This window comes from Flavobacterium amylolyticum, assembly GCF_048284335.1.
In the GTDB taxonomy this organism is placed as follows: Bacteria; Bacteroidota; Bacteroidia; order Flavobacteriales; family Flavobacteriaceae; genus Flavobacterium.
This window is the reverse complement of sequence record NZ_JBLVPG010000001.1, coordinates 1,270,249-1,297,027: the sequence shown is the minus strand read 5'-3', so window position 1 is coordinate 1,297,027 and position 26,779 is coordinate 1,270,249. Positions and strand designations below refer to the sequence as shown.

Annotated in this window: 17 protein-coding genes; 13 read left to right on the top strand and 4 right to left on the bottom strand. The window is 36.4% G+C overall.

What is annotated here, in order from left to right:
• The first annotated feature begins 112 nt into the window (after positions 1-112).
• The 10 genes from ACNQF9_RS05745 (at position 113) to acs (ending at position 14,474) form a co-directional block, all read left to right on the top strand.
• Entirely contained in the window at positions 113-2,281 is a 2,169-nt protein-coding gene (locus ACNQF9_RS05745; protein ID WP_417989818.1) for a S9 family peptidase, read from the top strand.
• Between the two features lie 266 nt (positions 2,282-2,547).
• On the top strand, positions 2,548-3,135 hold the full coding sequence (locus ACNQF9_RS05740) for a DUF4202 domain-containing protein (RefSeq protein WP_417959275.1): 588 nt from the start codon (positions 2,548-2,550) through the stop codon (positions 3,133-3,135).
• Positions 3,136-3,617: 482 nt separating this feature from the next.
• Entirely contained in the window at positions 3,618-4,037 is a 420-nt protein-coding gene (locus ACNQF9_RS05735; protein WP_417959274.1) for an IS1/IS1595 family N-terminal zinc-binding domain-containing protein, read from the top strand.
• 101 nt (positions 4,038-4,138) lie between these two features.
• Complete coding sequence (locus ACNQF9_RS05730; protein WP_417959273.1) at positions 4,139-5,518, top strand: porin; 1,380 nt, start codon at positions 4,139-4,141, stop codon at positions 5,516-5,518.
• Positions 5,519-5,539: 21 nt separating this feature from the next.
• Complete coding sequence (locus ACNQF9_RS05725) at positions 5,540-7,075, top strand: MFS transporter (RefSeq protein WP_417989817.1); 1,536 nt, start codon at positions 5,540-5,542, stop codon at positions 7,073-7,075.
• Between the two features lie 11 nt (positions 7,076-7,086).
• On the top strand, positions 7,087-7,314 hold the full coding sequence (locus tag ACNQF9_RS05720) for a DUF6814 family protein (protein ID WP_417959271.1): 228 nt from the start codon (positions 7,087-7,089) through the stop codon (positions 7,312-7,314).
• 250 nt (positions 7,315-7,564) lie between these two features.
• Positions 7,565-10,270 (top strand): ATP-binding protein, encoded by a 2,706-nt coding sequence (locus ACNQF9_RS05715; protein WP_417989816.1) that lies wholly within the window; start codon positions 7,565-7,567, stop codon positions 10,268-10,270.
• A gap of 3 nt (positions 10,271-10,273) precedes the next feature.
• Positions 10,274-10,636, top strand: coding sequence for a response regulator transcription factor (locus ACNQF9_RS05710; protein WP_417989815.1), 363 nt, complete (start codon positions 10,274-10,276; stop codon positions 10,634-10,636).
• Positions 10,637-10,643: 7 nt separating this feature from the next.
• Positions 10,644-12,551: an acetate--CoA ligase gene (locus ACNQF9_RS05705; RefSeq protein WP_417989860.1), complete on the top strand. Its 1,908-nt coding sequence runs from the start codon at positions 10,644-10,646 to the stop codon at positions 12,549-12,551.
• Between the two features lie 15 nt (positions 12,552-12,566).
• Positions 12,567-14,474 carry an acetate--CoA ligase gene (gene acs / locus ACNQF9_RS05700; RefSeq protein WP_417959268.1) on the top strand — a complete coding sequence of 636 codons (1,908 nt, stop codon included), beginning with the start codon at positions 12,567-12,569 and terminating at the stop codon, positions 14,472-14,474.
• A gap of 112 nt (positions 14,475-14,586) precedes the next feature.
• On the opposite strand, the gene ACNQF9_RS05695 is transcribed toward acs, so the two are convergent.
• The 4 genes from ACNQF9_RS05695 to ACNQF9_RS05680 all read right to left on the bottom strand — a co-directional run bounded on the left by ACNQF9_RS05695 (position 14,587) and on the right by ACNQF9_RS05680 (position 23,168).
• Positions 14,587-17,475 carry an alpha-amylase family glycosyl hydrolase gene (locus ACNQF9_RS05695; RefSeq protein WP_417959267.1) on the bottom strand — a complete coding sequence of 963 codons (2,889 nt, stop codon included), beginning with the start codon at positions 17,473-17,475 and terminating at the stop codon, positions 14,587-14,589.
• A 62-nt stretch (positions 17,476-17,537) separates the two neighbouring features.
• A complete protein-coding gene (locus tag ACNQF9_RS05690) occupies positions 17,538-18,599 on the bottom strand; it encodes a SusE domain-containing protein (protein ID WP_417959266.1) in 1,062 nt (353 codons plus the stop codon).
• Between the two features lie 23 nt (positions 18,600-18,622).
• Positions 18,623-20,212: a RagB/SusD family nutrient uptake outer membrane protein gene (locus ACNQF9_RS05685; RefSeq protein WP_417989814.1), complete on the bottom strand. Its 1,590-nt coding sequence runs from the start codon at positions 20,210-20,212 to the stop codon at positions 18,623-18,625.
• 16 nt (positions 20,213-20,228) lie between these two features.
• A complete protein-coding gene (locus ACNQF9_RS05680) occupies positions 20,229-23,168 on the bottom strand; it encodes a SusC/RagA family TonB-linked outer membrane protein (RefSeq protein ID WP_417989813.1) in 2,940 nt (979 codons plus the stop codon).
• A 233-nt stretch (positions 23,169-23,401) separates the two neighbouring features.
• Between ACNQF9_RS05680 and ACNQF9_RS05675 the strand changes: the two genes are divergently transcribed.
• From ACNQF9_RS05675 to pgmB, 3 genes are all read left to right on the top strand, one after another.
• A complete protein-coding gene (locus ACNQF9_RS05675) occupies positions 23,402-24,424 on the top strand; it encodes a LacI family DNA-binding transcriptional regulator (RefSeq protein WP_417959263.1) in 1,023 nt (340 codons plus the stop codon).
• Positions 24,425-24,604: 180 nt separating this feature from the next.
• The gene (locus tag ACNQF9_RS05670; protein ID WP_417959262.1) at positions 24,605-26,125 is read left to right on the top strand and encodes an MFS transporter; all 1,521 of its coding nucleotides are present in this window, start codon (positions 24,605-24,607) and stop codon (positions 26,123-26,125) included.
• On the top strand, positions 26,118-26,777 hold the full coding sequence (gene pgmB / locus ACNQF9_RS05665; RefSeq protein ID WP_417989812.1) for a beta-phosphoglucomutase: 660 nt from the start codon (positions 26,118-26,120) through the stop codon (positions 26,775-26,777). Before ACNQF9_RS05670 ends, pgmB begins: the two co-directional genes overlap by 8 nt.
• Positions 26,778-26,779 lie beyond the last annotated feature (2 nt).

The following is a 26,779-nucleotide window of genomic DNA, read 5'->3' as shown; positions in this document are numbered from 1 at the left end:
AACCCAGGTCTCACCTTTATTCGATCAACACAATTAAAATTTGACACAGCACTACTTGTTGCAAATATTAGAAACGCGGCATCAAATAAAGTTTAGCTACAAAATTACAATTATGAGAAAACTTTCAATTTTACTGATTTTTATCACTACTCTACAATCTGCCATTGCTCAAAATGGGAAAGAGGCTATTAACCTGACGGATCTGTTAAAAATTAAGACTGTTGGAAATGTAACGCTCACTAAAGACGGGTCAAAAGCAGCCTTCACTGTTACCGTTATTGAAGCTGATGAAAACAACAAGTTAGATTACAAGTATCTGACCCAAATCTATAGTGCTTCTCCATCAAATACCTCACCCCCTTTACAACTCACTACTTCTAAAGAAGGTGCTACAAAACCTGCATGGAGTCCTGATGGGAAACAACTGGCTTTTACTCGAATGATAGACGACAACTCCCAAATTTTTATTTTATCCACTGAAGGAGGAGAACCTATCCAATTGACAAGCCATAAATATGGGGCAAACAATCCCAAATGGTCCCCTGACGGAAAAAAAATAATGTTTTCTTCCAATATCTCATTTCAAGAACTACTCAAAGATTCTACGTTAAACAAATCTTTTTCAATACCAACTTGGACAATGGAAAAACCAGGTTTTGACAAAAATGAATATTTGTTGCCTAATAAAGCCCGATTAGACCCCGACGGAAGTTTATCTGAAATAAGAGCTTATTTGGATAAAAATGCTACGGATAAAAAAGCTATTGTACTCCATAAATTAAACTTTCAAAATGAGTCAGTTATTTCTTCCGAAATGAATTTCACTCACTTTTTTGACATTAATACCACTGCAAACGCCAAACCCCGTTTATTAACAAAAGGCTTTTATAGTTTCACTAATGCTGAATACACACCAGACGGCAAACAAATTGTGTTTTCGGGAAATATTGATAGTACAGAGAACCCAGACCGTTCATTAGAAAGCGAAATTTATATAGCGGATAGTGATGGTGGTAATTTTAAAATGATTTTAGGCGAAAAAGATAAAAAATACAGCAACGCGTCTGTATCACATTCTGGCAAATGGCTGGCTTTCCTCTATAGCAACACCTCTTTTATATCTGTCCCTACCTTAGCAATTATACCACTTAATGGAACCCAAAAGGACATCAAAACCTTTCCTTTCGACCGCAACAAAACAAATCTTACCTGGAGTAAGGATGATAAATACCTATACTTCACAGGACAAAGTAATGGAGGTAACATCCTGAATAGGCTCAATATAAACACCAAAAATATAGAGCCGTTATCCAGTAGCGAAGTTGGTATTACAAGTTTTGATATTTCAAATAACACTCTTGTTTATTCTAAGACACAGGTATCAAATCCTTCTGAGCTGTATTTTTCAAATACTAATTTCAAAAAAGAAAAGAAGGGAAGCGATTTTAACAACTGGCTACTAAATAAGAAATTATCCTTTCCAGAAAAGAAAACTTTTATCAATGATATAGGAATGACAATTGAGTATTGGGTAATGAAGCCTACCCAGTATCAAGAGGGAGAAAAATATCCGTTATTGTTAGAAATTCACGGCGGCCCCTCAGCTATGTGGGGACCAGGAGAAGAAAGCATGTGGCACGAATACCAATATTTCTGCAGTAAAGGGTATGGTGTTGTTTACAGCAATCCAAGAGGTTCCGGCGGTTACGGATTAGATTTTTTAAGAGGTAATGTCAATGATTGGGGCAAAGGCCCTTCCAGCGATGTACTTACGGCTCTTGACAAAACGATAGATCAAGGCTGGGCTGACCCATCTAAATTATTAATAACAGGAGGATCGTATGCCGGCTATCTTACAGCATGGATTATCAGTCATGACAATCGCTTTAAAGCCGCCTGCGCACAACGTGGTGTTTATGATCTTACCACCTTTTTTGGCGAAGGAAATGCATGGAGACTCGTTCCAAATTATTTTGGGGGTTATCCATGGGAACCAAAAGTCAAGGAAATTCTAATACGAGAATCCCCTTTAACCTACGTTGAAAATATCAAGACACCATTTATTATTTTTCATGGAGGCAACGATCGTCGAACGGGGTTTGTTCAAGGAGAAATGATGTTTCGCAGTCTTAAAGTATTAGGCCGTCCTGTCGAGTATGTGGTACACCCTGGCGCAACACATGAAATTACCAGAAATGGGGACAACCGACAGCGAATGGACCAAATGTTACGAACATTTGAATTCTTCGAAAGATGGTTAAATAAAAATAAAGACAAGTAAAGTACACCTATGAATTTTATTCCAAAAGGCATGTCGATCAAAATGCATGCTTTCGCAAAATAGAAATAATTCTTTTAAAGGAATTCTACGTTCAATGGATACTATCGAAAAAAATAGACTGTTCAATTAAACCCATTTCTACTTATAAGCGGAGTAAATTTAAATAGTACGAATTGAAAATCAACTTACCCTTTAAAACTAGCGGATAGCAAAGTATTCATTGGCTTTTTGGATTAATAATGTACCTTTGGTTTTAAACATTTCAAATGACAAAATCACAATTTCAAAATACATCTGATTGGATTGACGCGGAAAATGCTCAAGATCCAAATATTGAAATTTATCAATCTTTACACTATCCGAAGGAATTATTATATTCTAATCGAATGTACCAAAGACTAATATCTTTTTATCCTGAAGCGTCTGAAGAAGTACAGATTGCTTCCAAAGCGCAACACATTTGCCGATGGGAAGTAGCACGAGAAACTTATCCAATGGACCGAGTGGGTTATTTAAAATGGCGTGAGGATCTAAAAAAATTCCACGCTAGCACTACTGCCATAATTTTAAAAAAAGCAGGCTATTCCGAGAAATTCATTGCACGTGTAACTTTCCTAATCGAAAAAAAATTACTCAAGAAAGACGCCGAAACACAGCTATTGGAAGACGTAATCTGCTTGGTGTTTCTAGAATACTATTTAGACCCTTTTGTTCTTAAACACGACAGGGAGAAACTAAAAAATATAATTCTTAAAACTTGGAATAAAATGTCTGAAAAAGGACATCAGGAAGCTCTAAAGATCAACTTCAGCACGACAAACTTTCAATTGATAAAAGAGGCTCTGGGATTGTAATTCGATTTCTATATCTAAAGAACAGCAATATCCACACACACCCTTTCCTTTAGAGAACATTAAAAACTGTATTCATTTCTCGCATATAGACATCGCCTTGACACTATTAACACAGCTTGTACATAGAGGAGGCACGGGTTACAAAAATCAAAAGGGGTTATTCCATGAGCATCAAAAAATTGGTCTATTACATCCAGTTTCGATGCTGTACTTCAATTACACTTTTACCACACCATCATTTCACATAACCCTTTTTGCAAAAATGCAATTTTAACTTCCGTAAAATATATTTTGTAGACAAAATGATTTCAAAACCAAACTAAGACCTTCAGGAAAGTCTTTATTTTAAAAGTCATAAAATTTATCAAACACCCATAGTTTTCTCAATAAAAATGCACCTTTCATAAAATTAAACCAATTTTATTGTGTAATTCTCTTTTGTATAGTTGCAAAATTACTATATTTATGCAAAATTTATATACATGGAGATTTTAACCTGCCCGAAATGCCAAAATAACCATATTATAAAAAGCGGCATCATCAACAGCAAACAAAGGTATTTGTGCAAAAAATGCAATTATTTTTTTACGGTAAATAAAATAGGAAAAAAGATTGACGATTACTATGTTACAAAGGCACTACAGCTTTATCTTGAAGGCTTAAGTTTTCGTGAAATTGAACGAATTATCGGGGTTTCCCATGTCACTGTGAGCAATTGGGTTAAGAGCTATAATATAAAAAAACCATCTCACGCCAATTACCATCCTACTTATAAGATTTTTAGTCATTTAGAGCTGGTCGAATATTTAAAAAACAAACAATTACTTTCCGGAGCTGGTATGATTATAACGGAGCTCGGGGATAAATTTATGCTCATAAAATGGGAGCGATTCAAAGATTAACTATAGTAATTTACACTAAAATATATCGTTTTTTTTTTCTAGAATTAAATAACTCAATTTGGCACTTTATTAACCAACCATTTAATACCCAAATTCTATTTATGAAAAAAATATTTTTTACTGCTGCAATATTATTATTGTCTCTGGAAGGATTTTCGCAAGGCTCCACCGATTACGGTAGCGGAATGAAATTCAATTTGAACGAAGATGGTTCAAAATACATGCGCTTCATTGCCTGGAACCAGATATGGTTTCGCTCCAGCCAAATGAATCCAGGAACAATGATAGGAGGCGAATCGGCTTCAACTGGAACGGATATAGGAAACAGGCGGTTGCGTTTTCTAGCCTATTCCCAAATATCAAAAAGATACATGATTGTGACCCACTTTGGTATCAACAATCAAACCTTTACCAATGGAGGCGCTGCAGGATCTGCAGGAACTGGAGGATATGGAGCCGGAAAAAAACCAGGGATATTTTTCCACGATGCCTGGAACGAGTACGCGTTAGTTTTACCTGAAAAAGACAAAAAATTCAGTATGACTTTGGGTGGAGGATTGCACTATTACATGGGATTATCGAGAGCCACAATGGCCTCTACATTAAACTTTTTAACTATTGACGCGCCTATCTTCAACTGGCCATTAATTGAAAACTCCGATCAATTTGCCCGACAAATGGGCTTATTTGCCAAGGGTAAATATGGAAAACTAGAATACAGGGTAAGCTATAACAAACCATTTGCAACCAACTTAGCGCCTACAAATGTAACTTCGGCTGAAAATGCCGTAGCGGTTGACAATAGTGGAAATACAAAATGGTCAAAAGCAGGATATTTTGAATACCAATTTATAGATCAAGAAGCTAATGTACTGCCGTATAAAGTGGGAAGTTACCTTGGAACTAAAAAAGTATTTAACATCGGTGCTGGTTTTTACACTGCTCCTGATGCAACTAAGTCTTCCGTTAACAACACTATTAGCAAACACAACATCAATCTTTTTGCGGTAGATGTTTTTCTTGATTTACCGGTTGGAAAAAAAGAAAACAAAATGGCCCTTACAGGATACAGTGTTTTTTATGATTATGATTTTGGACCCAATTATTTACGTAATGTAGCCATTATGAATATTGGCTCTGTTGACCCTAACTTTACAGGAAACAGAGCAATGGCTGGTCCTGGAAACGCACAAGCTACTATTGGATCAGGAAATATTTGGTATACTCAAGCAGGAATTTTGTTGCCCAGCAAAGCAGCCAAACCAAAAGTACGCGTACAGCCATTTGGAGCTTTTACGTACAAGAACTTTGATGCTTTAGATCAGTCCAGCACCCAATTTGACCTTGGAACGAACTTCTTCCTAGATGGGCAACACGCCAAAATCACGGCACAATATTCAACAAGGCCGGTTTACACTACTCCCTCAACTATCTCAGGATCTAAAGGGGAATTCGTAGTACAACTACAAATTTATCTATAAACTAATTCTAAAAAATAATTTATGAGTACTAAAGGAACAAAAGGAATATGGAAAGTCATTTCCGCATCCTCAATGGGCACAATGATTGAATGGTATGATTTCTATATCTTCGGAAGTTTAGCAGTTGTAATTTCAACAAAATTTTTCCCTTCAGACAATCCTACTGCAGCTTTTTTATCTACATTGGCAACATTTGCTGCCGGATTCGTAGTGCGCCCGTTTGGAGCTCTTTTCTTCGGGAGATTAGGCGATTTAATTGGTCGAAAATACACTTTCATGGTTACGTTGTTATTAATGGGTGGTGCAACATTCTTGATAGGGTGTATCCCGAGTTATGAAACCATTGGGTTTATGGCTCCATTATTAGTATTAATTCTTAGATTACTTCAAGGTCTTGCGCTGGGTGGCGAATATGGCGGAGCTGCCACTTATGTAGCTGAGCACGCACCAGTAGGACAAAGAGGGTATTGGACTTCTTGGATTCAAACTACGGCAACGGTTGGATTGTTTATCTCTTTGATGGTTATTTTAGCTACGAGAAATATTCTTACTCCAGAACAATTTGACGAATGGGGATGGAGAGTTCCATTTTGGGTTTCTATAATCATGGTATTTGTTTCCTATTTGATTCGAAAAAATATGGACGAATCACCCGTGTTTGCTAAGGCCAAAGCGGAAGGAAAAACAAGTACAAATCCATTGAAAGAGAGTTTTGGAAATCGTTACAATTTGAAATTTGTATTATTAGCATTATTTGGTGCTACTATGGGCCAAGGGGTTGTTTGGTACACGGGCCAATTTTATGCTATGAACTTCATGAAAACAGTAATGTCTATTGATTCATCACAAGTCGATACTTTACTAGGAATCGCATTAATCCTTGGCACACCATTTTTTATTCTTTTTGGTTGGTTAAGCGATAAAGTTGGTAGAAAATACATTATGATGGGTGGTATGCTACTCGCCATCCTATTGTACAGACCTATTTACAAAAGCATGTACGAAACCACATCAGTAAAAAATAAAACTGAAATGGTAGAAAAAACAACTCTAATCACTGAGTTGAAAGAAAACAAGAAACAAACTATGGATTCTATCTACACCACAAACAAAGAGTTTGCTGATGGAACCACTTTGCTTGAAGTGAAAACCGTATCTTTAGAAAACGGCAAGGCTATGATTGTAGATGGTAAAGCTAAAATAGAAACTAAAACAACTCTAAAAATCAACACAGCCGATGAATGGGCTTTGATCTTTTTAGTATTCATACAAGTCTTGTTTGTAACTATGGTTTACGGTCCTATTGCAGCATTCTTAGTTGAAATGTTCCCAGTTAAAATTAGATATACTTCTATGTCATTACCATATCACGTAGGAAATGGGATTTTTGGAGGGTTACTTCCTGCCATCTCGACTTATTTTGTTATCAATGCAAAAGAGGCAGGTGATCCGGAATTTTATCTTGAAGGGCTCTGGTATCCTATCGTTATTGCTTCCATCTGTTTTGTGATTGGAATGGTTTACATTAAAAACAAAGACAAAAACGCTCACATTTAAAAAACACAACTATGAATCAAATAAAAAGACTTTTAGGATTAGTCTGGATAGCGTTAGCAATCGCCGCTGCCTATTTTTGCATCTTCACCTTTGGATTACCAAAATTTGTATCCGGCAAGCAAGAGGATTTAGTATTCGGAATAATCATCCTTTTCATCCTTACGCCATTAATCGTTTTAGGATTAGGTACCTTTGGGTATTATGCCTTGATGGGAGATTACGATGAAAAAAACAATTAATTAAATCATTTCCAAGCAAACAATCTCTGCATTCATTTGTAGAGATTGTTTATTTTTTATACAATGAAAAAAAGACATGAACAAAAGTTGGTTATTCTTTCAGTGTTAATTCTATTAGCATTGAACATTCCGCTTTTGCTATTATTTGACAGTTCGAAACCTCTCTTTGGTTTCCCCATAATTTATCTTTACATTTTTTCGGCATGGTTGTTTTCAATTGCTATTACGTACTTAATTATAAAAAGGTATTATGAATAGTATTTGGCTTTTATTGATTTTAGCACTGTATGTCTCGATTTTATTTTACATAGCACATTGGTCCGAAAAAAGAAAACATTCTAAATGGACAAACAATCCTTATGTGTATTCTTTCTCATTAGCCGTTTATTGTACGGCCTGGACCTACTATGGCAGCATCGGTGTAGCGGCAGATACTGGATTGGGCTATTTACCTATTTATTTAGGACCCATAATTATTATACCCACTTGGATGATAATCCTGAAGAGAATTATTCGAATTTCGAGAGTAAATAAAATCTCAAGTATTGCAGATTTTATTTCTTTACGATACGGAAACAGTAGATTTTTAGGAGCATTAGTCACTATGGTTTGTATTTTTGGAATAGTGCCTTATATTTCTTTACAACTAAAATCCATTTCAGACACTTTTCATATTGTCAGTAAAACCCAATCAAGCGAAAATATTTTTACTGATACTACCACTTATGTTTGTATCGCTCTAGCATTATTTGCTTCGTATTACGGGACACGTTATGTTGACGCTTCCGAAAAAAGACGCGGTATCGTAACCGCCGTAGCCATGGAATCTATTTTGAAGCTAGTTTTCTTTTTAATGATTGGTATCTACGTCACTTTCTTTGTATTTGATGGATTTGATGACATTTACCAAAAAGCGGTTGTGCTTGAAAATTTCGAAAAAAAGAATACCATTGGAAGTATTACGGATGGGATTAACTGGTTTTTTCTGTGTGTGTTATCTATGTTTGCCATTTTTCTTTTGCCTCGACAGTTTCACGCAGCTATTGTTGAAAACAATAAAGAGAGTCACATCCGCACAGCAATGTGGCTTTTCCCATTGTATTTATTGCTTTTTAATATCTTTGTTTTCCCAATTGCCTGGGGAGGAAACATTCTTTTTGAAGGCCAAGGATACAATTCCGACACGTATTCCTTATTAATTCCACAATATTTCAATAATAACACACTAACTGTTCTAGTGTTTTTGGGAGGATTTTCGGCAGCCATATCAATGATTATCGTATCCTCTATTGCATTGGCAACCATGTTAAGCAACAACTTGTTAATTCCGTATGGATTCATAGGTTCACTTCAGAATTCTTCACAGGAAAAAAACAACAAGCGGATCTTAATTAGCCGAAAAATAGGAATTTTTTCGCTTATAATCTTGGCGTATGCCATTTATAGGATTTTCATTTTGGAGTACTCTTTGGTGTCCATAGGACTGGTTGCTTTTGTCGTTATAGCCCAACTGGCTCCTTCTTTTTTTGGAGCAATATTCTGGAAAAGAGGCTCTAAGAAGGGAGCCGTAACAGGAATTATTCTTGGCTTTCTAACTTGTTTTTACACGCTGTTAATTCCGTACGCTGTTGGGATAACTGAATCCACAAGCCTGTTTATTCAAGAAGGACCTTGGGGTGTTGAATTGCTGAAACCTTTTCAACTTTTTGGATTGGATTATTTAGAACCTATTCCCCATGCTGTTTTTTGGAGTTTGCTAATTAATATGATGAGCTATATGGCTATTTCCGTAAGTTTCAAGGGAAATTACAGAGAACGTAATTATGCTGAAATGTTTGTTGATATTGACAAATACATTACCAACCACGAAAATGCTTTTGTATGGAAAGGAACCGCTTACATCTCCGATATTCAAAAAGTGTTACAGCGATTTCTTGGTGAAGAAAGGACAAAACGTGCGCTTACAATATTCAATTTAAAATACAATATTGATAAGAATATTACCACCGCCGATGCACGTTTTATAAAGTTTGCAGAAAATCTATTGACCGGACATATTGGTACGGCTTCCGCCAAAATATTAATCTCCAGTGTAGTCAAGGAAGACAAAATAAGCCTGCCAGAAGTACTTCGAATTTTAGAAGAATCCAAGGAAAATATCATTATCAATAAAAAGTTAACTGATACTTCAAATGAATTAAAAAAAATATCCGAACAGTTGAAAAATGCCAATCAGGAACTGGTCAATAAAGACATTCAAAAAGACGAGTTTCTAGACACCGTTACCCATGAATTAAGAACCCCAATCACCGCAATACGTGCCGCAAGTGAGATTCTTCATGACGATGATGACATTCCGGAAGAACTGAGAAAACAGTTTTTACAAAACATAATATCCGAATCGGATCGCTTGAATCGTTTAATTGATAAAATTCTGGATTTAGAAAAATTCGAAACCGGAAAACAAAAAATTTATTTGTCTAAAAACAACATCACAAAAACCATTAAAAACACGCTGGATTCGCTGAATCAATTAATTAAAAACAAAAACATTAGTATTGAATTCGATGATTCTAATAAAGAAATAAAAGCCTTTTATGACGAAGAACGAATCATTCAGGTTATTCATAATTTAATATCAAATGCCATAAAATTTTGTTCTGAAACCGAGGGAAAAATAGTGATTTCCATTCATGAAAACAGAGACTATATTGAAGTCAAAATACACAACAATGGTAAGGGAATTAACCCCGAAGACTTTGAAGCCATTTTTGACAAATTCTTTCAGTCCAGAAACCAGAATGTAAAAAAACCAATAGGGAGCGGATTGGGTTTAGCCATTTGCAAACAAATAATTGAACATCATAAAGGCAAAATTTGGGCAGAAGAAAACATCACGGAGGGAGCCTCTTTTATCTTTAGACTGCCCAACTATAATACAACCGCAAACAGTTAAAAAATGAAGAAGATTTTAATAGTAGACGACGAACCAAACATTGTAATGTCACTGGAATATACTTTCAAAAAAAACAATTTTGAAGTTTTCATAGCGCGAGATGGTCAAGAAGCATTAGATATTTTGAAAAATCAATTACCCGATGTGATTATTCTGGATGTCATGATGCCAATGGTAGATGGTTTTGCCACATTAGAACAAATAAAAAAAGACGTCCGTTTACAGCATTGTAAAGTCATATTCCTGTCAGCAAAAAACAAGGAAATAGACATCGAAAAAGGACTTTCATTAGGCGCTAATTTATATGTGGTCAAACCCTTCTCCGTCAAAAAATTAGTAGAACAAGTTCAGGATTTAATTCAATAAGAGCCAAATTCAAACCATGAAATACGAAGATATTTATACCCAAAGCATAAACCAACCAGAAAAATTCTGGGCAGCTCAGGCCGATGCTATTGAATGGTACAGTAAACCAAAAACTATTTTATCGAAAGATAAAAACGGATACTCACTTTGGTATAACGATGGTGAATTAAACATTTGTTACCTTACATTAGACAAGCATGTTCAGGATGGACATGGGGATCAAGTTGCTTTTATTTATGACTCTCCGGTAACACAAACTATTAAAAAATACACCTATTCGGAAGTAAAAACCGAAGTAGCAAAACTGGCGGGAGGGATGCAATCACTGGGATTAAAAAAGGGAGATACCGCCATAATTTACATGCCAATGATTCCTCAAACTGCTTTTGCGATGCTGGCTTGTGCGAGAATTGGGGTAATCCATTCAGTTGTATTTGGTGGTTTTGCACCAAATGAATTGGCCATTCGAATCGATGATTGCAAACCTCGAGCAATTATTACGGCATCATCAGGAATCGAAGTTGATCGGTTAATTGCTTATAAACCATTGGTAGATGAAGCCATTGCACTTGCTTCACATCGCCCAAAAAAAGTAATTGTTTTTAACCGAAAATTAGGGGCCCGAATTCCGTTTAAAAAGTACGATGTGGATTATGACGCGTTGGTTTACGGGTCTGAAGAAACGCCTTGTATTCCTTTGAACTCCAATCATCCGCTCTATATTTTATATACTTCAGGAACTACGGGCAAACCAAAAGGAATTGTAAGAGATACCGGTGGTTATGCGGTTGCTTTGAAATTTTCAATGAGACATATTTATAATGTAAAGGAAGCTGAGACCTTCTGGGCTGCTTCAGATATGGGTTGGGCAGTAGGCCACAGCTACATCCTTTACGGGCCGTTATTGAATCGGAATACAACCATAATTTTCGAAGGAAAACCAATCAAAACTCCAGATGCAAGTACGTTTTGGAGAATAATTTCTGAACACAAAGTAGGTACGATGTTTACGGCGCCAACTGCCATTCGAGCCATCAAAAAAGAAGATCCTGACGGAATATTTATTAAACAATACGATTTAAGCGCACTAAAAAATCAATTCTTGGCCGGAGAACGTTGTGACAATGCCACTTTAGAATGGTATCAAAAACACATCCCAATACCGGTAATTGACCACTGGTGGCAAACTGAATCGGGCTGGCCAATGATTGCCAATTCACTTGGTATTGAAAAAATGCCCGTCAAATCCGGGTCAGCAACAAAAGCCGTTTGTGGTTATGACATTCGGATTTTTAATGAAAATGGAGAAGAATTAAATGCAAATCAAGAAGGTTTAGTAGTCGTGAAATTACCATTACCTCCAGGCAACTTGTTGGGCATTTGGGAAAACGAAACGCGTTTCAAAGCGAGTTATTTTAATAAATTTGAAGGATACTATCTCTCCGGAGATGGCGGTTATAAAGATGAAGATGGTTATATTTTTATAACCGGAAGAACGGATGATGTAATCAATGTAGCTGGACACCGCCTCTCAACAGCGGAGATGGAAGAAGTTGTTGCTTCACACTCATCTATTGCGGAGTGTGCTGTTATTGGAATTCACGATGAACTAAAAGGGCAAGTTCCTTTGGCATTAGTCGTAGTTAAATTGGGTGAAAAAATCGAACACTATCAATTAGAACATGAGATTATTAAACTGGTTCGACAGCAAATAGGAGCTGTAACTTCCTTAAAAAATGTAGTCATCGTGCAGCGACTACCCAAAACGCGTTCCGGAAAAATTCTTAGAAAACTAATGCGTAGTATTTCTGATGGTGCTGAATTCCAAATCCCATCTACTATAGATGATGAATCCATTGTAGCAGAAATCACCGCCACACTAAAAAAGTATAAAATAGGTATTTACAACATATAAAATTTATCCACAATCATGAGCTATTATAAAATTAATAATTTAGAAGAATACTTCAAACATTACAAAAAATCAATTCGCGAGCCTCGAAAGTTTTGGGATAAAATTGCTTCCGAAAATTTTACTTGGTACCAACAATGGGATAAAGTAGTTGATTTTAATATGGGAGATGCCGAAATTAAATGGTTTACCAATGCCAAGGTCAATATTGTAAAAAATTGTATTGACAGACATCTGGCCAAAAAAGGAGATAAAACGGCTATCATTTTTGAACCTAATGACCCAACTGAACAAGCGGTACACATTTCGTACAATGAGTTGCATGAACGGGTTTGTAAAATGGCAAACGTATTGCAAGAACAAGGTATAAAGAAGGGAGATCGAGTTTGTATTTATCTCCCAATGATTCCTGAATTAGCCATTACTACTTTGGCTTGTGCCAGAATTGGTGCCATACACTCGGTTGTTTTTGCAGGATTCTCTGCCTCGGCAGTGGCAGCTAGAATAAATGATAGCCAATGTAAAATGGTTATTACCTCTGATGGCGGATATCGTGGCAACAAAACTATCGATTTAAAATCAATCGTTGACGAAGCCTTATTGAGTTGTGCTTGTGTAGAAAACGTCTTGATTGTAAAAAGAATCAACACGATCATTCCTATGAAAGAAGGCCGTGACCAGTGGCTGCAGCCACTTTTAGACCAAGCATCAGATAATAATGTGGCCGAAATCATGGATGCCGAAGATCCTTTATTCATCCTTTATACTTCTGGTTCAACTGGAAAACCAAAAGGAATGGTACACACTACAGCGGGTTATATGGTATATTCCGCTTATACTTTTAAGAACGTTTTCAACTATGAAGAAAATGATATCTTTTGGTGTACCGCTGATATTGGCTGGATTACCGGACATTCCTATATTCTGTATGGCCCGTTATTGAACGGTGCCACCACAGTGATATTTGAAGGCGTTCCTTCTTATCCTGATTTTAGTCGTTTTTGGCAAACCATCGAAAAGCATAAAGTTACCCAATTTTATACGGCCCCAACAGCCATCAGGGCTTTGGCCAAGGAAAGTATCGAATACGTACAGCGCTATCAACTAGATTCTTTAAAAGTAATTGGTTCCGTGGGAGAGCCTATTAATGAGGAAGCTTGGCACTGGTACAACAACCACGTAGGAGATAAAAAATGTCCTGTTGTAGACACGTGGTGGCAAACAGAAACCGGGGGGATTATGATTTCGCCCATTGCTTTCGTAACCCCTACGAAACCTACCTACGCTTCCTTACCATTACCGGGAATTCAACCTGTTTTGATGGATGAAAAACGAAACGAAATTGAAGGCAACCAAGTTACCGGAAGTTTGTGTATTAAATTCCCTTGGCCAGGAATTGCAAGGACCATTTGGGGCGATCACCAGCGGTATAAAGACACTTATTTCTCTACTTTTCCCGGTAAATATTTTACAGGAGATGGTGCTTTACGCGATGAAGTAGGGTATTATAGAATCACCGGTCGCGTTGACGATGTCGTTATTGTTTCTGGACACAATCTGGGAACTGCGCCTATCGAAGATGCCATCAATGAACATCCAGCAGTTGCCGAAAGTGCTATTGTAGGTTTCCCACATGACATCAAAGGGAATGCTTTGTATGGTTTTGTAATTTTAAAAGAAACTGGAGAATATCGAGACCGAGAAAATCTTAGTAAAGAGATTAATCAACACATATCCGATCACATAGGACCAATTGCCAAACTCGACAAAATCCAGTTTGTTTCTGGTTTACCCAAAACCCGTTCCGGGAAAATCATGCGCAGGATACTGCGTAAGATTGCCGAAGGTGATTATTCTAATTTTGGCGACACCTCAACCTTGTTGAATCCTGAAATTGTGGAAGAAATTAAAGAGGGCAAAATTTAGATTTTAATTTTAATTGTGGTTGAAAACTGCTTCATTTATGGAGCAGTTTTTTTTACATAAAAAAAGCTGTCTTTTACGACAGCCTTTCAAATATTAAAACAAACACCATTTATTATTCTTTGATGAACTTCATCGTTTGAGTCCTATTGTTTTCATCGTAGGCCTTTACAAGATAAAGTCCTTGATTCAAATCACTAACAGAAAATTGATGTCCTGCCGATTGATCTCCATCAAAACTTTTTAGCAACTGTCCCGTTACTGAAAAAACATCTACTTTAGAAGTTGTTTCAGTTAATGTAAAATAGCTTGAAGTTGGATTTGGGTACAACAAAATCGTTGGCGTTTTTTCATAATCCACTATTGCCAAAGCTGCTGTTTTATTTCCATAAATTCGGTATCCTCCTGCTGAGATTGTTATTGGATCATTGACATTAGTAACGGTAATCGTAGTGTTATCCATCAAATTATACCACACCCCTGTATAAGGAAATCCAGCAGCCACATTTTGAGTGGTTACATTAAAATTAGCTAAGATCAATACATCTTTGAGTTGGCTTGACGCCAAAGCACTATTAGTAATTTTGATATTTGGATACAAAGAACTGGTATTCGCTATGGTCGCTGTTCCTGAAAAAACAGCCTCTACAGTTTTCATAGTAATCATTTTAGCCCAATCGTTATAAATTGCACTTCTGTTTGTATCACCAAGCCAATTACTGGCCCATTGTGGTTGGGGTTTAGTATCTAACTTACAATCTCCTGAGATTGCATCTGAAGGTGAATTTACACTTCCATTATTACACGTAAAAATAGACGATTCCCACCCTAGTTCTCCAAATTGCCAAATCATTTTTGGTCCTGGAACCAACAATGAAACAGCCCCTAAGGCAGACATTCTTGACAAGGCTACATTTAATGTTTTGACATCATGAGCCGCATTTGCACTATTACCAAATTGCAAATTTTTATACATCAGGCGTTCCTCATCATGACTCTCAGCATAACCCATAAGTCTATTCGTTGTAAATCCATGGCTGGAACTATTCATACGGGAAATATTTCCTGTATAGCCCATAGACAGTTCATTGTACTGACTGGTCATTATTCCCCACATCATAATACCTTTGCTTGGTGTTTCGTTCAATCTGTAATTGGCCCAAAGTTGTTCTTCATCATCATTCCCTAAATGTTCAAAAATAGCATAATGTGTTGGATCTAAACTCCAAGAATAATCGGCATACTTTCGCAATACATCCACTCGGTCTTGTTGTTTAACTCCGGTACAGGCTTCTTGTCCTCCGGCTACATTTGCAGGGCAATTCTGTGTAAACCCTTTGGTTAAATCCCAACGAAGGCCATCAATTTTGTATTCCTCAACCCATTGTTTAATAACACGTTGCACATAGTTTTGCGTTCTGGATTGTTGGTGATTAAAATCCTCCCCTACACTATAACTGTGCATCGCTGCAGTATTGAAATATGGATTTTCAACCGAAGGAGAACCCCAACCATCCCCATCAGGATCATTCATCCACATGCGCAGCATTGGGTTTCTTCCAAAAGCATGGTTCAATGCAACATCAAAAATAACGGCAATTCCGTTTTGATGGCATAAATCAATAAATTCTTTTAACTTTTCCGAAGTACCATAAAATTTATCTAAAGCCATGTGAAAAGAGGTATTGTATCCCCAACTTTCATTACCTTCAAATTCCATTACAGGCATCAACTCAATCGCATTTATTTTCAAATTTTTGAAATAATCAATTTTGTCAATCAAATTTTGATAGCTTCTATTGGCATCAAAATCACGCACCAACAATTCATAAACTACCAATTTCTCTTTGGCAGGCTTTACAAAATTAGTGGTTGCACTACTCCAGGCGTAAGGAGTTTTTCCTGTTTGCAAAACGGTAACTTCTCTTTCCTGTCCCACCGGATAAACTGGGAGATTGGGATAAGTCGATGCCGGAATATAAGGATCATCATTAGGAGACAAAACAAGTGTCGAATATGGATCGGCAGTTTTCACTAAAGAAGGGGTTCCTGCAGTAGGGGTTGCATCAACTACCCAATACTGATAGGTGTAATTTGTTCCAGGAACCAATCCAGTTAATTCTAACCAGAACTTGCCTGAACCAGAGTCCTTTTTCATCGCAAAAGAACCTGCAGGCTGCCAGTTGTTGAAACTTCCTGCTACATATACAAAATCTTTTAAAGGCGCATCCAGCACTAAAGTCGCTTTTGTTGCATCACCCGTATTGTAATTTATTCCGTCCAATAATCCCGCAGACATCGCTTCATTAACTGTACCCGGATTAACAAGTGCACTGAACTTTTTAGTAATTACGGTTGTTCCCTGAGTAACCTGCAATTCGTAATTTTGATTCCCGGTAATACTAGTATGATTGAAACTATAACTGGATGTACTAGTATTGGTATTGATAGTGTTTCCGTTTGCTTTCAATACATAGCTTGCATTTCCACCGGTATTAGTAGCAGCAATACTCAAACTACCTCCTGAAGCTATAATTGTTGCGCTATTTTCTGCAGGTGCTGTTAGGTTAACTTGATACGCGCCGACTTCAACAAAGTTGTCTTGGGATTTTTTATCTCCTGTTCCATCCTTTGCTTTAACAAGAAATCCTATTCTCCCAATTCCGGTTCTGTTATAAAAGGCATTTGGAGTAAATGTTTTAGTATAGGTATCTGAGGCTGACGTGTAAGTAAACCTATTAGCCTCGTTAGAAGCGGTCCATGAACCATTTGTTGGACAGTCAACGCTATTGGCATCATTGATATCTAAAGACCAAGTCCATAAATATAAAGAATGATCAGTAATTCCCCAACTTGCTTCATTTACACTACTTCCAGCAATAGTTATCGTAATGGATGTTGTTTCTTCAAAGGGATTAGGACTTATAGTGCTAGTTACTGTTTGTTGCTGAGCCAAGGAGATCAGTGACCAGAAAAGTAATAATAAAAGTATAGTTTTTTTCATAGCTATTTGGTTTTATAAAAAAAGGGCTATCCATGAGATAGCCCTACTAACAGTAAAAAATACTAATTTTTTGTAAGCGAATATTTGTAATTTCTAGGAGAACTTAAATCCAAGGTAATGGTATAATTTCCAGCAGAAGGAACTTTGATGTTATCGCTATTCAATTCTAATGTTCCATCAGCACCTTTATCACCATAATTAATGTCCCAAGCATTATTTGCTCTAAACTTCATCTCTTTTTGAGTAAGATTAGCAGTAAGAGTCCATACTTTAGTGGTTTTGTTGTAAGTCATAGCAGTACTATTGTCCCATCCTCCTGGAGTTCCATCTCCTATGATTCCCCATACAGTTGCTGTTGCTTTGTATGTTAATTTCTCTGTATCAACTACAATTTGATAATAACCAGCAGTTGGAATTTTAAAATTAGCGCCCTTTGGATCTAAAGTTCCAGCAGTTGCTCCAGCACCAAATTCACCTTTCCATTCCGGAAAGCTTGTAAACTTATATTCAGCGTTAGCATCATTAAAATTAATATACCCTTCAAAATCTACTTTCCCAAATCCTGAAGCAGAAAGTTGAGGAGACGTAGCGGGATCCCAATCTTTAGGATAACCTGAAGCAGCTGCATAACCACCAGGAACCCATAATTTAGGGCTTTCTGTGGTATAAGCGGTAACAACGATCCCTATTACACTTGAATACATGGCAGGTAAAGTTCCGGCAGTAGCTTTCACTCTCACTTCAAATTCAATTGGAGAAAAAGGAGTCGCTTTTAATACCAATGCAGCTCCATTCAAAGACTCTACAGAAACAGAAACTTGATTTTCCGAAGGCAATGCACTTCCTATTTCTTTAGGCGTTTTAAATTCATTTCCTTTTTTGTCCATTTCAACTACATAATTCACTTGAACATCTCCACCAAAATTAGCCGATTTCCAAGTAAAACGTTCTGCTTGTGCAGTGGCATTTTCTGGTTTTAACACATACCGCGCACCCGCGGTTGGAGCGGTCAACATTGGAGAATCTATTCCTTCGATAACAGGTCTGTCCTGTACATCTTCAACGCTGCAAGACAAAGCAACTATTGCAAATAAAGCAAGTATTGATTTAGTTATATTTTTCATTTGTATTGATTTTTTAAAATTATTTAATATCCTGGGTTTTGTTTTAATTTATTATTTGATGCTAACGCTGTAGCAGGAATTGGAAACAAATCTCTAAACGCTTGCGTTGGAGATCCACCAGCAGATCCTCCTTTGAAAGGCCATAAGTACCCTCCACCAGAAAATTTACCAAAACGAACTAAATCCGTTCTTCTTTGTCCTTCCCAGTGCAACTCTCTAGCTCTTTCATCAAGAATAAAATTCAAGGTTAAATCTCCTTGAGTAACCGAAGCTCCTTTGGCTCTTGTACGCAATGCATTTACGTATGTTGCTGCAGTTGGCAATGTCCCACCAGCTCCTCTAACAGCACATTCAGCATACATTAAATACGCATCCGCTAAACGGAAAATAGGAAAATCTGAATCCGAGAAATTCCCTGCTTTATCTGATCCTTGTACACCTTTTACATCTACATTTCTAAATTTTTGAATGGCATATCCATCGGTAAAAGATCCAATGTTTTTGATTTCTTTAGTTTGTCCATTTGTATAAAATTGTCCACGGGTATCCGTTGTATTGGGTGTGAATTTATCTACAAAGGCAGCAGTAGTTCTAATTCCAGCCCATCCACCATTAATTCCAAATTCACTCGCATTCATACTTCCTCCTACTGGCGCATGCGTTAAGAATGTTGTTCCTCCATAAGTTTGGGTGTGAATACCATCAAAACCTATAACAAATATGAATTCATTTTGAGCTCCATTCTTGTCATTGTCAGCAAAAAACAATTGGTTGTAATTGGTATGCAAAGCATACCCAGACCCAATCACTTTAGTGATTAATGGTACTGCTCCTGCATAGTTATCCGTTCCTATATATACTTTAGCATTCATATACAATTTTGCTTGAAGCATCCAAGCTGCAGCTTGATCTACGCGATATGCTTCATTTGCTTTTGGCGCTTTCAATTCCCCAGAAATTGCTGTTAATTCCTCATCAACAAATTTGTACAATTCAGCTCTTGTAGCATATTCCGGGTAAAAAAATGTGCTTGGTGAATTTTCAGTAACTAAGGAACCACCACCAAACAAATCGATTAGATGCCAGTAGGTTAAGGCGCGTAAGAAACGAGCCTCGGCTCTGTACGTTTTAATCTCCGCTATTAAAGCAGCATCAAGGCCTCTAGAGGCTAACTTTTCATCAGTAGTTTGTCTTAAAAACTCATTACAGTTTACAATTTGAAAAGAGAAACGTGCAAAAGTAGCTGTGATAAAACGATCCAAAGAAGTCCATGTTTGTGAATGCAGGTCTTTGATAGTTCCATCATTCCAGCCTATAACCGCTTCGTCTGTAGTTAATTCCTGCAGTAACCAAAATCCTCTTATATATTGACTTTCTCCTTCATCAATTCCAGAGATATCTGGAGATCCGGCTGCGGTTTGACCTGAAGTGGCAAATCCCGCATATAACTTAGCTAGATTTTGTTTGTACGATTCTGGGGTACTAAAAAACTGTTCTCCCGGAATGGCATTGGCACTCTCTGGAGCTTGGTTCAAATCATCTGTACAGGATGGGAATACCATCACCAACAGTAACAAAGAAATACCCAATAATTTTATTTTTGTCTTTTTCATTTTCTTGTTATTTGTATTAGAAATTAACGTTTAAACCTAACGTGAAAGTAATTGGTCGTGGGTATAAATTTCCATCAATACCTCCAGAAATTTCTGGATCTAATCCTTCATATTTGGTAATTACCAAAACATTTTGAGCTGACAATGTCAATTTAACTAATGAATTAGAATTCTCTTTTTGATTAAAAGTATAGCCAACACTTACGTTGTCTAGTCTAATAAAAGAAGCATCTTGAATGTAATAATCGGATTCAAATCTTTTGGTATCCGTCGATTTAAAATTGGTTTCTAAAACATTGGCAACACCATTCGCTAAATCTGTATCTCTAATTAAAATATTATTAAAAGAACCTTTACTAGAATCTACATTGTTGTAATTGTAATTACCCCAAGATCCTCTCCAGTTCATTCCCATATCAAAATTCTTGTAGGTAACACTAGTATTAAAACCATAAAAAACATCGGCTGCGGGTTTGTGAAAACGGTATTTATCTTGTTCCGTTATAATCCCGTCTTTGTTTCTGTCGATATAAATATCGTCTAATGGTTTACCGTTTGCATCATAAGCTTGTTCATATACATAAAAGGAACTTGGCGCATACCCTACTTGATGGTTTTGAATAAAATTTCCGGTTGCTCCTTCATAACCTCCTACATTAAGGCCTGGAGTGTTAGGCAACGCTGTGGTTAATTTCGTAATTTCAGAATTTTGGAAGGTTATATTTCCTCCGATTCTCCATTCAAAATCTTCTGAACGAACAGGAATTACTTCTGCAGCAATTTCGATTCCTTTATTTTCTATTGTCCCAATGTTATAATTGTCAAAATTAGAAAATCCGAAGAACGAAGGATTTTGTGTTTTTAACAATAAATCTTCTGTAGTTCTCTTGTACAAATCAACACTACCAGTAATCCTATTGTTCACAAATCCAAAATCTAAACCTGCGTTAAGGGTCGTAGTTTGCTCCCACTTCAAATTACTATTATACGGCTCTGGTCTATAAGTCGTGTAAAATTGATTTCCAAATTGGTATTGAGCAGCTGTATTAGACGCTAAATAAAATGGAATAGCGGGATAACTTACCCCAATATCTTGTTGACCTGTAATACCCCAACCGCCACGAAGTTTTAGGGTAGAAATACTAGCAATATCTTTCAAGAAATTTTCTTCATTTACTTTCCAAGCCAAAGCAACAGCAGGGAAATTTGCCCAACGAAATTCAGGTGTGAATCTCGAAGTACCATCTCGTCTGTAAGACAATGTTACTAAATATTTATCCGCAATACTGATGTTTGTTCTGGCAAAAAACGATTGCAAGTTGATACGTGAAGGAAAATTAGGATCGATAGTAGTATTTTTACTTTCGAAATTATAATTTTTAGCATATAGTGACTCTCTAAAATCTTGATAAGAATACCCTCCAGTAACATCAAAAACAGTATTGATAGACTCAACTTTTTTGTTGTAATTTAAAAACAAATCCATCAATTTATTAAAACGCGATTGCGATTTTTCAAAAGTATTATTAAATCCCGAGCCTTTCAAACCATTACGATAATCCGCAGCGATAACCTCATTATAAGTACCCCTCAGTTGATCGTAACCAAAATTAGCCACGGCTTTCAATTCCGGTAAAAAATGCATTTTATATTCAGTTTGAATATTTCCAATACTTCTGTATGCATTACCCGTTCTATTGATTTGATCAATCATAGCCAATGGGTTTGTTCCTGCTAATTGATTGATTTCAGTAGGAGACGTATACCATTGAAAAAAGGTACCATCAGGATTTCTTACTGCTTGTGTTGGGTCAAAACGAATAGCCGCACCAATTGCATCACGATTACTGTAAACACTATTAATAAGAGAGGTATTGTTATTCAATTCGATTTTCAAATGATTGTCTAGAAAGTTGCCTGTAATACCAATACCAAGCGTCGTTCTTTCCATATTATCTTTTTTCAAGATACCATTCAAGTTAGTATATCCTACAGAAGCTCTGTACACTACATTATCAGAACCTCCACTTAATGCAATGTTATGATCTGTACCAACAGCGGTTCTGTATATCTCCTCTTGCCAATCGGTATCTGCAGCACCAAGTAAAGCTTGTTGTGCCGCGTTACCATTTGCAGCTATAAAATCTCTGAATTGCATACTCGATAAAGCATCCACTTTGTTCGTGATTTCAGATACCTGAAAATTTCCGTTGTAATTTACTTGTAAATCGCCCGCTTTTCCTTTTTTGGTAGTAATAATAATTACCCCATTCGAAGCACGAGAACCATAAATAGCTGTAGCAGAAGCATCTTTCAATACTGAAATAGATTCGATATTGTTCTGATTGATAGTTGTCAATGGATTTCTACTTCCTTCTACTCCACCAGCCGCTACTGGCACACCATCAATTACATATAAAGGATCATTATTTGCTGATAATGAAGACCCACTTCTAATTCTAATAGTTGCCCCTTCTCCAGGAGAACCACCTCCATTAATAATTTGCAAACCGGCAACTTTACCTTGGATCATTTGATCCGCAGACGTTACAGGTCCTTTATTAAAATCTTTTGTAGTCAGAACCGTTACAGCACCTGTTGCGTCTTTCTTCTTAACGGTACCGTAACCCACTTGAACGACTACTTCTTGCAATTGATTCGCGTCTTCCTGCAAGGATACATTTAATGAATTTTGAGCAACATAATCTACAACAGTATTTGTGTAACCAATGTAAGAGAAAACGATTTTATCTCCACTTTTTACGTTAGACAACTGATATTTTCCGTCAAAATCAGTAGAAACACCATTTGTGGATCCTTGCACATTTACATTTACACCCGGAATAGGCTGCCCTGATGTTTTATCAAGAACAGTCCCACCAATAGTCTTCTGAGCCAGAATACTAAAAGGGAGTAGCAGTACTAAAATTAACAACTTTTTATAAATTGTTTTCATACTTTTTGTTTAAATTAATTTAATTTTTATTGAGTTTTTAAGCTTAACCATTACTTCGAATGTTAAATTTATGTAAATTTTGTCACCTCCGACAAGAGCCCTTTTTAATTGCGTTACGAAAACGTAATAGTGTTGAAAACTTTCTGATTTATTTAATTTTTTATTACTTTAATTACCATTTGTAAAATTAAATTTTATCTTTATTACGAAATAAATTAATACCACATCTTATCATGAAAAGGAAAATCACCCTCAAACAAATTGCAAAAGAATTAGATGTTTCCATTTCTACCGTCTCCAAATCATTACGAAACAGCTTAGAAATAGGCGAAGAAACCAGACTTAAAGTACAGGCTTTCGCCAAATTCTACAACTACAAACCCAATAATATTGCGCTGAGCTTAAAAAATAGAAAAACCAAAACCATAGGAATTATTATTCCTGAAATTGTGCATCATTTTTTCTCTACAGTGATTAACGGAATAGAACAAGTGGCCAATGAAAATGGATACAGTGTCATCATCTGTTTATCTGACGATTCATTTGACAAAGAGGTGCTTAACATGGAAATGCTTGCTAACGGCAGTATCGACGGATTCATTATGTCTCTTTCGAAAGAAACCCAATTCAGAGGCGATTTTCACCACATTACTGAAGTCATCAATCAAGGAATGCCTGTAGTCATGTTTGACCGTGTTACCAATGATATTCTTTGTGACAAAGTCATCATCGACGATCAATCGGCAGCTTATGAAGCAGTTCAGAGTTTAATCGATAAAGGACGAAAAAAAATTGCCTTAGTGACTACTGTAGATTATGTGAGCGTAGGTAAACTCCGCACTGACGGCTATATTAAAGCCCTTCTGGACAATGATATTCCTTTCAATGAAAATTTGATTATCAAAATAGAAGATGTTGATACTTGTGAAATCACGATTGGAAAACTACTGGAAGACAAAGCCATTGATGCTGTATTTGCTGTAAATGAATTATTTGCCGTTACCATAATAAAAACCGCAAACAAAATAGGACTAAATGTCCCGCGAGACTTAGCAGTTATTGCCTTTACTGATGGCATCATTTCAAAATATTCAACTCCTACAATTACTACTGTCAGTCAAAGCGGAATAAAAATGGGTAATAAAGCGGCAAAAATGCTTATTGAAAGACTCGAATCTGAGGAGGATGAAGAAGACGAAAATTACAAAACCGAAGTTATTGAAACGCATTTGATAGAAAGAGAGTCAACCAATTAGCTATTTTATTCCGAACTACAACCTTGTAGTGAAAAAAGTTATCTAATATTTGTTTCTGAAAAACAAAAGATTGAAATATATTTTTATATTTACCCCTCAAGGCTTTAACTTTTACTTCGAAAAATAAGATAAGTTTTGATAAGCATAGCGCTTATCGTATTAATTTTTTAAATTACGATAATGGAAAAGCGTAAATTAAGTTTCTGGGAAATTTGGAACATGAGTTTCGGTTTTTTAGGAATACAATTTGGTTTTGCACTGCAAAACGCAAACACTTCAAGAATTTTTGAAACATTAGGTGCAAAAGTTGATGAAATCCCTATTTTATGGATTGCTGCTCCTGTTACCGGCTTAATTATCCAACCCATAATTGGTTATTTTAGCGATAGAACTTGGACCAGATTAGGCAGACGCAGACCTTATTTTTTGATAGGAGCCATTTTATCATCGATAGCCTTGTTTATAATGCCCAATTCGCCTTCGTTGTGGATTGCCGCGGGCACATTATGGATGATGGATGCCTCAATCAACATTTCGATGGAACCATTTCGCGCCTTTGTGGGGGATAACCTACCCGAAAAGCAGCGTACTTTAGGTTTTGCTATGCAAAGTTTTTTCATTGGATTGGGTGCCGTTGTCGGCTCCTTACTTCCTTACATTTTCACAAATGTTTTTGGCGTAAGCAACACTGCTGCTGAAGGAATCATACCTGACTCTGTAAAATGGTCCTTCTATATAGGAGGAATTGTTTTTCTATTGGCTGTATTGTGGACTATTTTTAAATCTACTGAATATTCTCCTGCAGAATTAGAGGCTTTTGAACAAAAAGACAAAGACACTAAAGAAGTTGCTCCAATTGAAACTGAGTTTGAATCCAAAGCGAATATCAAAAGACAATTCAATCTAGGACTTGTAATGACTTTATTAGGAAGCATCATTTCGTTTATTATTTACGAAAACCAACTTACCAAAGAGCTCTACATTTTATTTATCGGGTTAATTGTTATTGGAATCTTATTCATGATTACGTCCCGACTTAGGGTTGTTCAAATAAAAAATGGTTTCACCATCATCATGACCGATTTATTGAATATGCCGACTACAATGAAAAAATTGGCTTGGGTCCAATTCTTTTCTTGGTTTGCACTTTTTTCTATGTGGATTTACACTACTCAAGCCGTTACACAGCATATTTTTGGAACAACGGATACGACTTCAAAAGTATATAATGATGCTGCCGACTGGGTATCAGTCCTTTTCACGGTTTATAATGGAGTAGCCGCTGCAGTTGCTTTTTTATTGCCTGTAATTGCAAAAAAAGTAGGGGTTCGATCCACACATTTACTAGCATTGTGCTCCGGTGGTGTAGGATTACTTTCTATTTATTTTATTGGAGACAAATATTTATTATTAATTCCAATGTTAGGAGTTGGTATTGCATGGGCCAGTATTTTATCAATGCCTTATGCGATGTTATCGGGCGCTTTACCAGCAGCAAAAATGGGATATTACATGGGCGTTTTCAACTTTTTTGTAGTTATTCCTCAAATTGTTGCCGCAACAATATTAGGTTTTATTGTCAAACAATTTTTTCAAAACGAACCTATTTACGCTTTATTAATTGGCGGAGTATCGATGATATTTGCCGGTTTACTTACCCTTAGAGTAAACAACAGAACAAAAATTGAAATTCATGAATAATAGAAAAGCATTCATATTTGACCTGGACGGAGTAATTGTTGACACAGCAAAATACCATTATCTAGCGTGGCAAAAAATCGCAAATGAGTTAAATATTGAATTTACACTGGAACATAATGAATTATTAAAAGGAGTAAGCCGTGTGCGCTCTTTGGATATTATATTAGAATTAGGAAAAGTGGAAGCTTCGCAAGAAGATAAAGACAGATGGTTGGTTCAAAAAAACGAGGAGTATTTATCCTATTTGGTCGATATGGATCAAAGTAAAATTCTTCCTGGAGTTTTTTCCGTTTTAAAATTTTTAAAGGAAAAAAATCAACCGATCGCTTTAGGATCTGCTAGTAAAAATGCCAGACCCATTCTTGAAAAGACCGGATTACTCTCCTACTTTGATGCTATTGTCGATGGGAATGATGTGACCAACGCAAAACCTGATCCGGAAGTTTTCCTGATAGCTGCAAAATTATTACATATCGAACCAGAGAACGCAATTGTTTTTGAAGATTCAGTGGCGGGAGTTCAAGCAGCTAATATTGGTAACATGACCAGTGTAGGAATAGGTGACTCTGGTATTTTACATGAAGCAAAATACATCTTCAACGATTTCACAGCAATTGACATCAACTTCATAGAAGATTTAATTAAAGAATAGAG